The following is a 13,971-nucleotide window of genomic DNA, read 5'->3' on the forward strand; positions in this document are numbered from 1 at the left end:
AACACCTCACATCAGCTTCTCTTTGTCGATCTGGCCTGCTTTGTAGCTGTCCTGGAAACGGTGCCAGCGGAAGGGCATCGCGAGCTGGTCTAAGAAGGTGCGTGGCATGGCGGACTTGATGCCGATGATGTCTGGCCGGTGCCGTGATGGATCATTGTAAAAGGAGCGGAAGATGAGATCCCAGAGCATGAGGTTCTCGCCATAGTTTTTATCCCCTTCACGCAGATCGGTGCTGTGATGCCAACGGTGCAGCTCGGGCGTGTTGAAGATGTAATTGAGCCAACCGAAGCGCATGCGGATGTTACAGTGCGTCAAAAAGCCGATGTAGGCCGTGATCGCTCCGAACCACTGCACCACGTCATTGGGTGTGCCCGCGAGTGCCAGCAGCGGCCCGCTGAAAATCATGCTCTTGAGCGTGTCGATGATGTGGAAGCGCCCTGTATTGAAGAACCACAGCTTCCGCACGCTGTGATGCACGGCGTGGAAGTGCCACAGCGGCATCCACTCATGCGCTAGCCGATGCGCCCAATACAGCCCGAACTCCGCGATCACCAGCGCCAGCACCACCTGCGCCCACATGGGCCAGTCATTCGGCCAGATACCAGTGCCATCAGCGCCGCCCACGCTATGAATTAGCCCCATGTAGCCCAGTGCGACGATGGTGAGCTGCACAAAGGACTTCGTGAAAGCCGTGTGCGCCAGATCAGGCAGTTCTTGCCCATCGGAGTGCAGCCACTCGCGCTCATGCGGCCGCCATTTCTCCAGGAAATACAGCACCAGGGCGAAGCTGAAGTACGTGCAGTTAAAAGCCAGTTTCCCATGCCCGGCAGCGATGCCGATGCCGGTAGGAATGAGCGCCGCTACGAGAAGCAGCGGCCAAAGTAGGTAATCGAGGAGAGTTCCGAAAGCGTGACGCATGGGCGAAAAGTCTTCATCGTGGCGAGGAATGCCGCGATGGCAAAAACCGTGCGGATATTACTCATTTCTTCTCCACCGCTGGCTTGGCAGCAGGGGCGAGTGGCCGTGCGACAAAGGCATCAAAGACCAGCACGCCTTTGAGTGCATCCACAGCACGCTCTAGCTGATTATCCCCCAGCGAGGCTAGCTCCAGCGCAGCGGTGCCGCCGCTGCCGTGAGAGGTGCGCCACTCCGCGATGCGCTTTTCGTCCTCCGTCGTCAGGGTGGCGTGGATGTCTGGCTCCACGCCGTGTTCATGGATGGTGCGGTGAGCGGGGGTGTAATACTTCGCCGTGGTCAGGCGCATGGCGGCTCCATTGTTCATCGGCAGGATGGTCTGCACGCTGCCTTTGCCGAAGCTCGTCGTGCCCACCACGATGGCACGCTTCAGATCCTGCAAAGCGCCCGCTGTCAGCTCCGAAGCACTGGCGCTGTGATGATTCAGCAGCACGGCCAGCGGGTATCTGCGCGGCTCACGGCCTGGACGAGCGGGTGTGCGGTAGGGAGGTGGGTTTTGAGAGGCCACGCGGCCCTCCGTGGTGACTACGACGGTGCCTTCGGGCAAAAACTCGCCGCAGATCTTCACCGCGCTATCCACCAGACCACCGGGATTCCCACGCAGATCGAGCACCAGCGCCTGGAGGCCCTGTTTTTCGAGCGAATCGAGCTCTGAGGCCAATTCCGCCGCAGTGGGCTCATTGAACTGCGAAACACGCACGTAGCCGATTTTGAACTCACCGGTCATTTTTGCCGCCAGTAGCATCGGATCATGCACGCTCTGCTCGGAGAGCGTTTCGTGCTTCATGGTGAAATCAAGGAACTGCTTCGTGCCTGGGCGATGCACGGTGAGGCGCACTTCCTCGCCCGTTTTGCCATTGAGCAGCTGCATGGCCTCCATCACGCCCACGGAGTCCGTCAGCACCTCACCGATGCGCACCAGCTTATCCCCGGCCAGCACGCCTGCGCGGGCCGCAGGGCCATCCTCACGCACAGTGACGATGGTCAGCACGCCCTGGCGCAGAGCGATGGTGATGCCCACGCCTTCGGAGGTATCACGCTGCTCACGCTGCATGTCCTCAAAGAGGCTGCTGCCCATGTACTCACAGTGCGGATCGAGCCGCCGCAGCATGCCCTCCAGCGCCCCTTCGACGAGCTCCGCGTAGGTGATCTTGGATTCATCGACGTAATTCTGCCGCACGATCTCCATGGCACGCGTGAGCATTTCCATCTGCTTGTAGGCATCTTCCGGCGGAGGCTGCATGGGCGGCGCAGCAGGTTTTGCGGGCTTTTCAGGCGTCGCAGCGGGTTTTGGAGCCGATTTAGGGGCCGATTTGGGCTTGGTGGCAGCCGGGGCGGATTTCGGGGCCGCCGGCGGCAAAGTGGGCTTCGACGGTGCCGTGGGCGCAGCATGGAGAGTGGCCCCGAGGGCGAGAAACAGGAGCAGGTGACGCATGGCGGCCATGTTGCACCTCTCCGCGCTGGGAGCAAGGAGTGTCCCAGAGGCCGATCTCGCCCGCAGGGGCCGCAGGGCGGCTTTTGGACAGCGGTTGCATCTCGCGGAGCATCACCTACACCATCCGCCGCCGCTTTGCGGCACACATTACCCCCTCACGACTCACCACCATGCCACGCACTGACGGCCGCCAGGCCGATGAACTCCGCCCGATCGAATTCGTCCTCGATGTCGCCCCACACGCCGCCGGATCGGTCCTGATCGCCTTTGGCAATACCCGCGTGATTTGCGCCGCCAGCATCCAGGAAGAAGTGCCACGCTGGATGAAGGTGCAGAACGTCAAAGGCGGCTGGCTCACCGCAGAGTACTCCATGCTGCCGTATTCCACTCTCGATCGCAAAGAGCGTGAAAGCAGCCGTGGCAGGCCAGATGGCCGCAGCACAGAGATTCAGCGCCTTATTGGCCGCAGTCTGCGTGCCGTCGTGGATCTGGAGCTGCTGGGGCCGCGCACGCTCTGCATCGACTGCGACGTGCTCCAGGCCGATGGTGGCACCCGCACGGCCTCCATCACCGGAGCCTGCGTCGCCACCGCCATCGCCTTCAATCGCCTGCTCGAAAAAGGCAAAATCACCCGCCAGCCGCTCAAAAAGAAAGTCGCCGCCATCAGCGCCGGCATCCTGAAAAACGAAACGCTGCTCGATCTCTGCTACGTCGAGGACGCCGCCGCCGATGTGGACTGCAATGTCGTGCTCACCGAGGACGGCGACTTTGTCGAAATCCAGGGCAGCGGAGAAGAGGCCACCTTTTCTGAGTCCCAACTGCACAGCATGCTCGAAGTCAGCCGCAAAGGCATCCGCGAGCTCTGCGCCCTGCAAGATCAGGCCATCCAGAGTGCCATGCGTCCGGCGAGCGGCGGCCAGTTGCAGAATCTGGCGGCCTTTTTCGCCAAGAAGTGATGCCCGCCACGCATCGGGCGAAATGAGGCGCATCGCGGCATCGTTCACGCAGCCGATATGCGCTTTCTCATCGCTTTGTTGCTCCTCAGTGCCTCCTGCCTCTTCGCTGCCAAGCCGAATGTGCTCGTCATCGTCGCAGATGACCTCGGCTACAGCGATGTCGGCTTTCAGGGATCAAAGGAAATCGCCACACCGCATCTGGACAAGCTCGCCGCGCAGGGCCTGCGCTGCACCAATGGCTACGTCTCGCATTCCTTTTGCAGCCCGACACGGGCAGGGCTGCTGACGGGCCGCTACCAGCACCGCTTCGGGCATGAGAATAATCCCGCTTGGTTGCCAGAGAGCACCACAGCGGGCCTTTCGCTCCAGGAGACGACCTTTCCGCAGCTCATGAAAAAAGCTGGTTACACCACCGGCGCGGTCGGGAAGTGGCATCTCGGAGCGCATCCGCAGTTTCACCCGATGCAGCGCGGATTCGACGAGTACTTCGGTGCTCTGGGCGGCGGGCACATGTATTTTCCCGATGTTCGAGGCAGTGCCGAGTACACCATCCCGCTCAATCGCAACGGACAGGATGAAAAGCAGACCAAATACCTCACGGAGCACTTCGGCGATGAAGCAGCTGCCTTTGTGAGCCGCCATGCAGGCGCGGAGAGGCCCTGGATGCTCTACCTCGCCTTCAATGCACCGCACACACCGCTCCAGGCTCCGAAAGAATGGCTGGAGAAGATGAAGCACATCGAAAACGAAAGCCGCCGCACCTACGCAGCGATGGTGGGCGCGATGGATGCCGCCATCGGCTCCGTGCTGTCCCAGCTCGATAAAACGCAGCAGACCGAGAACACGCTCATCTTCTTCATCAGTGACAATGGCGGCCCCAATCTCTCCGCGCGGATGGGCGTGAACTTCACCGACAACTCGCCCCTGCGTGGAGCAAAGGGCGACCTGCATGAAGGCGGCATGCGTGTGCCCTTCTTGGTGAGTTGGCCAGCACGCATCAAGCCCGGCGTGTATGCGCAGCCCGTCATCGCGCTGGATTTCCTGCCCACCGCGCTCGCTGCAGCAGAACAGAGCGATCTCACGCCCAAAAACCTCGATGGCGTGAATTTGCTGCCGTTTTTATCCGGCGAAAAAACCGGTGCACCCCATGAGATGCTCTTTTGGCGCATGAATGGCCCCGGTGGCACTTACGCCGTGCGCCGTGGCGACTGGAAGCTCTTCCGCCAAGGCCCCAATGCCCCCGAACTCTACGATCTGGCCACAGACATCGGTGAGACAAAAAACCTCGCCGCTGAGAAAACCGCCGTCGTGCAGGAACTCGTCGCCGCCATCGCCGAATGGGAAACAGGCACCATCGCACCCACCTTCCAGAGCCCCAAAGGCGGCAAACCCGCAGCCAAAAAGAAGAAGCCGTAAGCCACTACCATCGCTAAATATCGCCACCCATGAAAAAGCACCTCCTCATCACCGCCTCGCTCCTGTTTGCATCGCTCGCCACGGCTGAAACGGTCAAGGACCGCGAAGGTGCCGTGCGTGGCGACAAGGCCGCACTCGAAAACGATCCGCGCTGGAATTACAACGACATCGACGCTGGCTTCCGCCTGGCGAAGACGACCGGCAAGCCGCTGCTCGTCGTGCTGCGCTGCCTGCCCTGCATGTCCTGCGCAGGCATGGACGCGGGCGTTTTGCATGATGCGGCACTCGCGACGCTGCTGGACCAGTTCGTGTGTGTGCGTGTGATCAATGCGAACGCGCTGGACCTCACTCGCTTCCAGTTTGATTACGATCTGTCTTTGACCGCCATCGTCTTCCATGCCGATGGCACGGTGTATGGCCGATTCGCCTCCTGGTCGCATCAAAAAGACCCCCTGAACAAATCCGTCACCGGTTTCCAAAAAACGCTCCAAGCCGCCCTGGAGCTGCACAAACGCTATCCGGCCAATAAAGCCTCTCTGGCAGGCAAACAGCCCGTCGCCACGCCTTACCGCACGCCGGTCGAGTTCCCCACTTTGGCTGCGAAATACGGTAGCAAGCTCGATTGGGACGGAAAAGTCGTCCAGAGCTGCGTGCACTGCCACATGGTCGGAGATGCCTTCCGTGCGCATCACCGCAGTCAGAATAAACCCATGCCGCTGGAGCTCATTTACCCGCATCCGATGCCCGATGTGCTCGGATTGACCCTAGCCGCCGATGAGATCGCGAAAGTCGAGAGCGTGACCGCCGAAAGCATCGCCGCAAAGGCCGGTGTGCAGGTCGGGGATGAATTCACCGCGATGGAGGGCCAGCCGCTCATCTCCACGGCAGACTTCAGCCATGTACTGCACCGTGCATCACCCGCAGGCAGTGTGAAGGCCACCATCCAGCGCGGAGGCAAGCCGCAGGAGCTCACGCTGCTCCTGCCCGCAGGCTGGCGCACGCACTCAGACATCTCGAAGCGTGCTGGCACCTGGCCCATGCGTGCGATGGCCTTCGGTGGTATGCACATGATCGACCTAGAAAATGCCGAGCGTGAGAAGCAAGGCCTCACCACTGACCAACTCGCCCTCCACATCGACCACGTCGGTCAATACGGTCCGCATGCCGCCGCGAAGAAGGCCGGTTTTCAGAAAGGGGACATCCTCATCCAGGTCGGTGACATTCAGAACCGCATGACCGAAAGCCAGATCATCGGCTATCTACTCGCCAGCCATCAACCCGGAGAAAAACTCCCCTCCGTCGTGCTACGCGGCGGCAAAAAAGTCACGCTCGACATGCCGCAGCAGTAAGTGAGCGGTCCTCACTCCTCCTCCACACGGCTACGACGCACGGGGCAGACGCCCTTCTTTGACGGTGCTCGGACGAATTCCAGCATCCGCGCCGCTTTGGCAGGCCATTCACGCTCCGCCGCTGCCGCGAGTGCCTGCGAGAGATTTTTCCCCGAAGTAAAAAGCAGGCTGAAGAGCTCCTTCAGCGTCGCACGGTCCTCCGTGCTGAATCCAGCCCGGCGCAGGCCGATCACGTTCAGCCCCGTCATGCGATTGATGCGCTGCGCCATGCAGTAGTGCGGCAAATCTTTGCCCAGGCCGCCATTGCCCTGCACGATGCAGAAATCTCCGATGCGGATGAACTGGTGAAACACCGCGCCACCGCCCAAGAAGCTGTTATTGCCCACCTGCACATGCCCGGCCAGCAGCGCGGCATTGGCGATGACATTCCGATCACCCAGCACCACATCATGCGCGAGGTGAGCCGTGGCCATGATGAAATTCCGGTCCCCCACGCGGGTGAGGCCGCCATTTTTACTACCGCGATGGATGGTGACATGCTCGCGGATGACATTCTGCTCACCCAGCACCACGCCACTATCCGTCGCCGGGTCAAAACCCAGATCCTGCGGCTCCGCACCGATCACGGCGGCCCGCCCGATGACCGTTCCTGCGCCGACGGTGACTTTCCCGACGATCTGCGCATGCGCCTCCACCCGCACACCTGCGGCCAGCACCGCTGGGCCGTCGATGACGACGTAGGGGCCGATTTCAGCCGTCGGGTCGATCTGGGCACGCGAATCAATGAGGGCGGTAGAGTGGATCATGTGGCGCAGACCATGCACCGCGCATCGCAGCGGGCAAACTTCCTCTTTGCAACCTGCATGGCGTGGCTAACATCCGCCCCACACACCGCAACGCGGCACCAGGAGAGGTGGTCGAGTGGTTTATGGCTCCAGTCTTGAAAACTGGCGTGGCAGAAATGTCACCGTGGGTTCGAATCCCACCCTCTCCGGTTTTGCGCTCGCTAAGCCTTGTAAATCAAGGCACAGCACGGTATTCCGAGGTTCTAAACTGCGATATGTCACCCCCGACTGTCACCCCTGAACCTCCTTCCGAAATGCCAAACCAGCCCGGTTTGTTGCGGCGCGGCATGCGCTACTACACCAACTTTAAGGTTCCCAAGGAACTGATTTCCGTGCTGAGGAAGGACCACATCCGGGAAGCGCTTGGCACTTCGGACTACCGCGAAGCATGCAGTAAAATCACGTTTCAGCGGATGCGTTGGCAAACCCTCTTTGAGAAGGAACAGCGCCAGCTTGCGCCGAAGGCGGACGGGCCACGGGAAAAGGAGGTTCTTTTGAGGCTCACCGAACAGCAAGCCTACGAAATGGCATGCCGCTTCCTGATTGAGCGGGAACGGGAGTTCCGGGCGTGGTGGGACCAGGAAGGGCTTCTCCTGACACCGGAGGAACTGGACGAGTGCAAAGGCAATGTCAGCACCGATTCTGCCGCGTTTGGAGCCGGTTCCGCGCACCACACGCCGGAGGATGGCTCTTCTCTTGTGAAGCAATTTTTGCAGGCCGAAGGCTACGACTGCCCGCCGACAAGCCCGGCTTTTCAGATGCTCCGCCCGTTGTTCCGGGCAGCGCAGCAAGAACACTCATCCCGCTCTTTGGACATGCTAGAAGGGCGCACCGTGAAGGCGAGGGACACTCATTTTCGAAAGGTGTTTGCCCATGTAGAGGTTCCTGAAAAGAAGAGGGACACCACTCTTGCCGAACTGTTGGAGCGTTTCACAAAACACCTCAAAGACGCCAACCGTTCCCCGGCAACCTTCCTAGCCTATGAGATGCCCTTTCGCCTGCTTCGGGAGACGTTGAAGCCAAACATCGGCCTTTCATCCATCACAAAGGATTCCATTCAAGCGGTGTGTGACGTGCTGCGAAACATGCCTCAGAACTCAAAGCAGCGATACAAGGGGCTGACCTTGCCGCAAGCTGTAATGGCAGCGAACAAGACCGGAGACAAGCGGCGGGTAAAAAAGCGCACTCAGTCAAACTACTTCAACACACTGGTAGCCATCTTTAACTTCGCCGTGGAAAAACGGCTCATGGCGGAGAACCCGGCCAAAGACCGCTATTTCCGCCGCTACTTTCAAAAGGAGAAGTCCCCACCCAAGGCGCAGTTCACCATCGCGGAACTGAACACTCTCTTCAAAGCCCCTCTCTACACGGGTTGCCAGAACGATGAAGGCGGCTACGCCATCGCCGGACCGCAGCGCCCCAAACGAGGCCGCTATTGGGTTCCTTTGCTGGCGCTGTTCCATGGCCTGCGATTGAACGAGGCATACCAGCTTCTTTTAGAAGACGTGAAGGAGCAGCTTGGCATTCCATTCCTTGCCATCCGTCCCACGAAAGAAGACGGTTCCGACAGTGAAAAGCGAATCAAAGCAGGCATCCGGGATGTGCCTTTGCACCCGATGCTCATAAAGCTGGGGTTCCTTGACTTCGTAAAGGCCCGCAGGAAGACCAAGGATTCCCGCCTCTTTCCCGAATTGCCGGGAGGGGCCACCGGCTACTTTAGCAATGCATTTTCAAAGTACTTTGGGCGGTTCTGTGAGGCCGCGCTTGGCTACAAGCCCAAGGGAACTTTCCACAGCTTCCGCCACCAGTTCCGCGATGCATGCCGGGCCGCACGCCTGCCGACCGAAACCGTTGCCCTTCTTGGCGGATGGGAGAACGGGAAGGGGGAAAAGGAAACGGTGATGAACCAGTATGGACGCGGGGACGAGTACTTCCGAGTGCTTGCAGAAGACCTTGCCAAAGTGACGTTCCCTGGCTTGAATTTGAATCATCTGGTGCCTTCCCCCGCCTCGCCTTCAAAAAAACACCGGTCTATTCGCGAACGATGAGCGTCTCTTGCCTCACAGCTTTAGCACGTCCTACATAGTAGAGGAAAACGTACAGCAGGAACATCATTTGGAGCAACTTTATCAACGTCACCCGTGCCGCTTCCTCCATTTGATCCTAAAGTTCCAGTGCTTCATACCAGTGGCAAAGAAGACCGCATTCAAATGTCCTTTGGCAGTTGGTACGTGCCTCTCAAAACTACAGGACAGCCAGAGTCGAAGGCTAAACTGATGCTGCTTCGCGGAGCCATCATGTACGGAAACGTCTTTGCCAAAGCCTCGATCAAAGACACCTACAGACCCATACCCGTGAGACTTGCCAAAGGCGGGCAGGGGGACGATCCGAAAGAGCCATTTTCCACCGGGGAAAACATCCCTCTATTCGGTGGTGAACTAAACACTCGAACAATCTATTCAAATCACGAAGACTTCCCTTCCACGCTAGGCGCTGGCACCTTCAACGCTTGTGTGCAGTTGACTTTCAAATCATTTTACCTGAATCCGATGCGCTACGTCAGACATCAGATTCCACCTTCTACAAAAGGGGCCAAATGGGGAAAAGCAAAGTGGCACACGAACAACATCCCGATTGCGACAGGCGGAGAATTTGCACTAGATGGAGAAGACAACTGGATACCAAGCATGGGCCTTTGGGACGACTTCACCACGCCCTCGAATTGGAAGCGTCATCTTCGGCGGTATATTTCACGGGTCAGCACTTTGATGCGAGACAAAGTTCAAGAAGCTGTCGCGCTGGCAAATGCTGAAAATGGAGGTTTCGGCGCTCCGGTGGAATGTGAAGACTACCAAATCCGTGAGCTTGAAACAACCTGGGAGTTTGAAGACTCAGACCCTTGGGAGCGGGTTCGGAGCATCAAGCAAAGGCTGTTGGACCTGGGACAGAAGGACGCGAGAATCAGCATCCATCATGCCGAGGTAAATATGATGAATTACCGGGGACAAGAGACCCGTGAATTCAATTCTCCTGGCGTTAGAATCGCTCTTCGCGCTGGCTTCGAGTTGAGTGTGTATGCAAAAACAAATCGCCGCGTCCGATTTGAAGTAATCCACACTAGCGTTCCCCGATCCAGGCTCTTGAGCACCACCAAAATTCCCTTCTCATCAGAGAGCAAACCGCATTTAGAAATGTGTGTATTGCTGGAGCAGACTCGAAAACAAGGAGCCGAAATCTTGAACACCATCGTCTTCCCCGCGCTTGCTGAAATGCCCGACTTGAGAACACGCCAGCACTCTGTGTTCGGACTCCTTTCGGACTTGGCGAAGGCGTGTGAAGATCGACGTTCCCTCCGAGATGTCGTTTCCATGCTCATCACGCACGGGAACATTCAAAAGGGGGTTCGGGGCACGCCAACTCCCGAACGCCTCGCAACAATCCTGCTCAGGTTGACATCAAAACGGTACAACGTGCTAGTCCGGGACCCCAAATCAAAGGGCTACACAGTAGCCGCTCGCTACCGTTGGGCGCTTCAACGACTGAGGGAGACTGACACGCGGCTGATTGATTTTTGGACACATCCCCCACCCCGTAAACGGTAGGCGACCGCTCTTTACAACAGCGCCCCCCGCCCTACACTTGCGGCAGTTCGTGGAGACACGAACCGGGACTTCTAAACCCTTGAACACCGGCAACGGTGTTGTGCCGAAAATCAACACCCCGCTCAAACGAGCCGGGGTGTCATAGCGACGCGTAAGCGTTTGATGTCCAGACCCCGGCTTCGGCTGGGGTTAAAGGCTATGACGGCTGTGTGTTCACGGTTTAGAAGCCCCGGCTCTCCTTAGGCCGGGCGCGAAGGGGAGCAAGACAGCTTGCCTCATTTCGCACCCATGAATCCAGATTCAAAAACCGACCTCGCCAGCCTTCTTTGGTTCTACTCAGTCAATCAGGCCGTCACCGGTCCTGTTTCCTTCCAAGAGCTAGCATCGCACGTCCAAAGTGGAACGCTTCCATCCGATGTGCTGGCCGTGCCGGAAGGCCGGGAAGACTGGAAGGCTTTTTCACAGTGGCAGGCTTCATCGCCACCGCCGCCGCTGCCTATCAAGTCCAGCGCTACCGAGAAGGAAGACACAGAGGCCCCTAGCGGCGGCTTGGGCGCGTTTCCCGGCAGAAAAGGCGGCAAGGCAGCGCGGCAGGAGGAAGGCTGTAGAAAGGGCTGCTTTGGCTGTCTTGGGCTAATCGTTGTCTGCATGCTCTTGGGCATGATCCTTGAGACATGTTCAAAACCGGATTTGACCCTCAGCGACTCCGAGAGGCAGAATCCCAAAGAGGCAGTGCAAAAGCTCATGAAGGGCGTCTATGGAAGCGCCCTCCGGGAAACCAGCGCAACCGAGATTGGGGACAGCAGCATAGCCGATGGGAAGCTGAACGTTTATGTGCGAGTGAACGCCGATTTGCGCCTATCCGGTTCGAGCAACATGTTCCAACTCGAACAGAAGCTGAACCAGGCATTCAAGACCCTCTACACCTCCGGCCTACCGATTTGGGAGGTGGTCATTTGGAACTACGGCGAGCTAGTGGACCGATACGGCAACGAGTCAGACGAGATCGTTCACAAGTGCTCTTTGCATTCCAACGAGGCAGCAAAGGTGAATTGGCAAAACGCTGAATGGGTTTCTTTGGAGAAGATTTGGGAAGTGCGTTTGAAGCATCGCGTATTGGAATAACGCCCCTTCATCTTCACATCCTCGGCCAGATTTCACGAGCGCAGAGAAGAGCGGAAAGTGGGAACCTCAACCGGGGTCCGATTTCCTGAGCCGTCTTGGCGAGGGATGGCCGATGCACCTATTACCACACGACACAAACGAGCACGGGACGATTTTGCGAGATGCCGGAGAGGCGTAGAGCCGATGCACCTATTACTCCACGCCTCAAAAATCAAGAGGGGGTCCGATTTCGCGACATCCAAAGCGGCTACACGGCGACTGCATCTATTAGGACAAGATGCGAGGGGGGGCGATTTTTCACCCTTCAGCGGGGGCAGGAAGCAAAGGCACCTATTCCAGCCTCTATTTGAAGCACGGTTGCTGCCTCTCTTTGCTCGCATCCCGGCTTGAGTGGGCCACAAAAATCATCCGCCCACTTTTGGACAAGGTTGCGTTGTGTGGCGCACCGGGTTCCACCCGTTCCGACTGGGTCACAAAAATCATTTGATTAAAGTGGCCCACTCCGCCAGAATCGCCGCCATGGAAAAAAGGTCACTGCCAGTTGCTATCCTCGTTCGCGTCTCCACCAACCGCCAAGAGACAGACCGGCAAGTTTCAGAACTCACCGCCTACGCGGCCAAAAAGGGCTATGAAGTGGTGGAAGTGTGCAAAGAGACGGTTTCCGGCAAATCCGATGAGTCAGACCGCGAAGGGCTTCAACGGGCGCTCTTCCTCGCCCAAAGCGGCGCAGTGAAGAAAGTTCTGGTTCATGAAGTGTCCCGACTGGCCCGCCGTAGCTCCATTGCTCATCGCTTCGTTGAAGCACTGGAAGAGGCACACGCCTCCCTCTACTGGCATCAACAGGGCATCGAAACCCTGTTGGAGAACGGGAAGCGGAATCCCGCCGCTGCTATCATGTTCGCTTTGCTGGCCGAAATGGCCCGCAGTGAACGCGAAACGCTGATAGACCGCATCAATTCAGGCTTGGCGGAAGCACGTCGCAAAGGGAAGACCCTAGGACGCCCAAAAGGCACTTCCATGCAGCCTAAAGACCGGGTGGCGAAGCATCGGGACATTCTCCGCCTTCTGAACGCCGGAACATATTCGCTCCGCCAAATCGCCAGCATCACTGGTAAATCCAAGCTCACGGTTCAACGCGTAAAGGCGGCGCGGAATGAAAAACCGCTGGCGTATTGAGTAAAGTTGAAAGGCTATCAAAGTAGCACGCCCTTAGGCCACACGAAAAGCAGGTGAGGCCCCACAGCTTCGAATGCCAAGTCAAAAATCTCGTCGCTAATGGATGCTTGTCGTCCTTTCATTGAGGCTTGGAGGAGCAAGTAGCAGAACCTCCACTCTACGGCTTGCGCTCCCACACCCGCAGATAGTCCACTTCCATTGATGTAGGAAAACCCTTCTCAGTGGCCGCCTGGGGCTGGGGTTTCATCTCCTGACCCACCCACCCGATGTGCGGATGCCGTAGCCCGAGGGATAGAGTGAGGTTCATCGGCAGATGCCAGTACTGATTCGGCTTCCGGGCAACCTCCATGCCATCGATATACCAGACAATATTTTCAGGCGTGACATCGCAGCCATAGACGTGAAAATCCTCACGCGGGTCCCAAGGGGCCGTCCAAGCGTTCTTACAGAGCGCAGGGTCCGTTCCCGGCCTGACCCAGCGGACCTTCCCGTCTTTGCCTGCAAGTCGCAGATGAAGATTCATGTCGATCTGATTCACAGAGTCGCGCACCTTGGTTTCGCGATTGAGTTCGTTCATTTGTAGTTCGACGAAATCGATCTCGCAATAGCGCACCTCGCCTGTTGAGGCCTTGCCATCGCTGTAAATCCAGAACGCTGGACAGGCCCCCGGGAAGAGGCTACAACCTTTGATTCGCGCCTCGTAATAGCCGTAGGTACGCTTCAGCTTCGACCGGAAGATGCCCGACTTGTAAGCCAGTGGCTGGCCGTTCTTCCGTGTGTGAGGTTCATAGGTCATGCTCAGAACCAGCTTGCCGTCCTTCTGAACCGCGTTTTTCTCATCCCAAGTCCAAGGTCCCCAGCTCGCAACATTCGTTGTCCACTTCTGAGGATTGACTACTGCTCCATCGAACTCATCGGAGAAAGCGGGCTTTGGCACCCAAAAACCGGTTTGGCCCAAAGGCGTCACTAGATTGGGTTGAGCCTGTTCAGCATTAACGGTCGCGAGCAGCAGGAGCGTTGTGAGGGAGCAAAGAACGGTTTTCATCATTGAAGAAGGGACACCCATCAAGCGAAGCTATCAACCATTTGGTC

Annotated in this window: 11 protein-coding genes and 1 tRNA gene; 8 read left to right on the forward strand and 4 right to left on the reverse strand. The window is 58.1% G+C overall.

The genetic code is table 11. The annotated features are described in order from the left end of the window. Positions 1–6: 6 nt before the first annotated feature. Together IPK32_06995 and IPK32_07000 are read right to left on the reverse strand one after the other, a co-directional pair. Entirely contained in the window at positions 7–918 is a 912-nt protein-coding gene (locus IPK32_06995; GenBank protein MBK8091722.1) for a sterol desaturase family protein, read from the reverse strand. 61 nt (positions 919–979) lie between these two features. Then, positions 980–2,410 (reverse strand): S41 family peptidase, encoded by a 1,431-nt coding sequence (locus tag IPK32_07000; protein ID MBK8091723.1) that lies wholly within the window; start codon positions 2,408–2,410, stop codon positions 980–982. 170 nt (positions 2,411–2,580) lie between these two features. Here IPK32_07000 and rph point away from each other — a divergent pair, with 170 nt between their 5' ends. The 3 genes from rph to IPK32_07015 are packed head-to-tail and all read left to right on the forward strand — an operon-like array spanning position 2,581 to position 6,131. Further along, a complete protein-coding gene (gene rph / locus IPK32_07005; protein ID MBK8091724.1) occupies positions 2,581–3,366 on the forward strand; it encodes a ribonuclease PH in 786 nt (261 codons plus the stop codon). A gap of 57 nt (positions 3,367–3,423) precedes the next feature. Next, on the forward strand, positions 3,424–4,782 hold the full coding sequence (locus IPK32_07010) for a sulfatase (GenBank protein MBK8091725.1): 1,359 nt from the start codon (positions 3,424–3,426) through the stop codon (positions 4,780–4,782). 29 nt (positions 4,783–4,811) lie between these two features. Continuing rightward, on the forward strand, positions 4,812–6,131 hold the full coding sequence (locus IPK32_07015; protein MBK8091726.1) for a PDZ domain-containing protein: 1,320 nt from the start codon (positions 4,812–4,814) through the stop codon (positions 6,129–6,131). Between the two features lie 11 nt (positions 6,132–6,142). Here the strand turns inward: IPK32_07015 and lpxA are convergent, their stop codons facing one another. Further along, entirely contained in the window at positions 6,143–6,937 is a 795-nt protein-coding gene (lpxA, locus tag IPK32_07020) for an acyl-ACP--UDP-N-acetylglucosamine O-acyltransferase (protein ID MBK8091727.1), read from the reverse strand. Positions 6,938–7,038: 101 nt separating this feature from the next. On the opposite strand from lpxA, the gene IPK32_07025 reads away from it, so the two are divergent. The 5 genes from IPK32_07025 to IPK32_07045 all read left to right on the forward strand — a co-directional run bounded on the left by IPK32_07025 (position 7,039) and on the right by IPK32_07045 (position 12,879). Beyond that, positions 7,039–7,125 (forward strand) — tRNA-Ser (locus IPK32_07025). Positions 7,126–7,230: 105 nt separating this feature from the next. After that, positions 7,231–9,024 (forward strand): site-specific integrase, encoded by a 1,794-nt coding sequence (locus tag IPK32_07030; protein MBK8091728.1) that lies wholly within the window; start codon positions 7,231–7,233, stop codon positions 9,022–9,024. A 93-nt stretch (positions 9,025–9,117) separates the two neighbouring features. Continuing rightward, positions 9,118–10,578 carry a hypothetical protein gene (locus IPK32_07035; GenBank protein MBK8091729.1) on the forward strand — a complete coding sequence of 487 codons (1,461 nt, stop codon included), beginning with the start codon at positions 9,118–9,120 and terminating at the stop codon, positions 10,576–10,578. Positions 10,579–10,866: 288 nt separating this feature from the next. Next, the gene (locus IPK32_07040; GenBank protein MBK8091730.1) at positions 10,867–11,703 is read left to right on the forward strand and encodes a DUF4339 domain-containing protein; all 837 of its coding nucleotides are present in this window, start codon (positions 10,867–10,869) and stop codon (positions 11,701–11,703) included. Between the two features lie 492 nt (positions 11,704–12,195). Then, the gene (locus IPK32_07045) at positions 12,196–12,879 is read left to right on the forward strand and encodes a recombinase family protein (GenBank protein MBK8091731.1); all 684 of its coding nucleotides are present in this window, start codon (positions 12,196–12,198) and stop codon (positions 12,877–12,879) included. 157 nt (positions 12,880–13,036) lie between these two features. On the opposite strand, the gene IPK32_07050 is transcribed toward IPK32_07045, so the two are convergent. Beyond that, positions 13,037–13,927 carry a family 16 glycosylhydrolase gene (locus tag IPK32_07050; GenBank protein MBK8091732.1) on the reverse strand — a complete coding sequence of 297 codons (891 nt, stop codon included), beginning with the start codon at positions 13,925–13,927 and terminating at the stop codon, positions 13,037–13,039. Positions 13,928–13,971: the final 44 nt, after the last annotated feature.

Source organism: Verrucomicrobiaceae bacterium (assembly GCA_016713035.1).
In the GTDB taxonomy this organism is placed as follows: Bacteria; Verrucomicrobiota; Verrucomicrobiia; order Verrucomicrobiales; family Verrucomicrobiaceae; genus Prosthecobacter.

Coding starts and splice junctions, on each gene's coding strand:
- IPK32_06995 (MBK8091722.1), bottom strand. CDS start 918: ATGCGTCACGCTTTCGGAACTCTCCTCGATTACCTACTTTGGCCGCTG.
- IPK32_07000 (MBK8091723.1), bottom strand. CDS start 2,410: ATGCGTCACCTGCTCCTGTTTCTCGCCCTCGGGGCCACTCTCCATGCT.
- rph (MBK8091724.1), top strand. CDS start 2,581: ATGCCACGCACTGACGGCCGCCAGGCCGATGAACTCCGCCCGATCGAA.
- IPK32_07010 (MBK8091725.1), top strand. CDS start 3,424: ATGCGCTTTCTCATCGCTTTGTTGCTCCTCAGTGCCTCCTGCCTCTTC.
- IPK32_07015 (MBK8091726.1), top strand. CDS start 4,812: ATGAAAAAGCACCTCCTCATCACCGCCTCGCTCCTGTTTGCATCGCTC.
- lpxA (MBK8091727.1), bottom strand. CDS start 6,937: ATGATCCACTCTACCGCCCTCATTGATTCGCGTGCCCAGATCGACCCG.
- IPK32_07030 (MBK8091728.1), top strand. CDS start 7,231: ATGCCAAACCAGCCCGGTTTGTTGCGGCGCGGCATGCGCTACTACACC.
- IPK32_07040 (MBK8091730.1), top strand. CDS start 10,867: ATGAATCCAGATTCAAAAACCGACCTCGCCAGCCTTCTTTGGTTCTAC.
- IPK32_07050 (MBK8091732.1), bottom strand. CDS start 13,927: ATGATGAAAACCGTTCTTTGCTCCCTCACAACGCTCCTGCTGCTCGCG.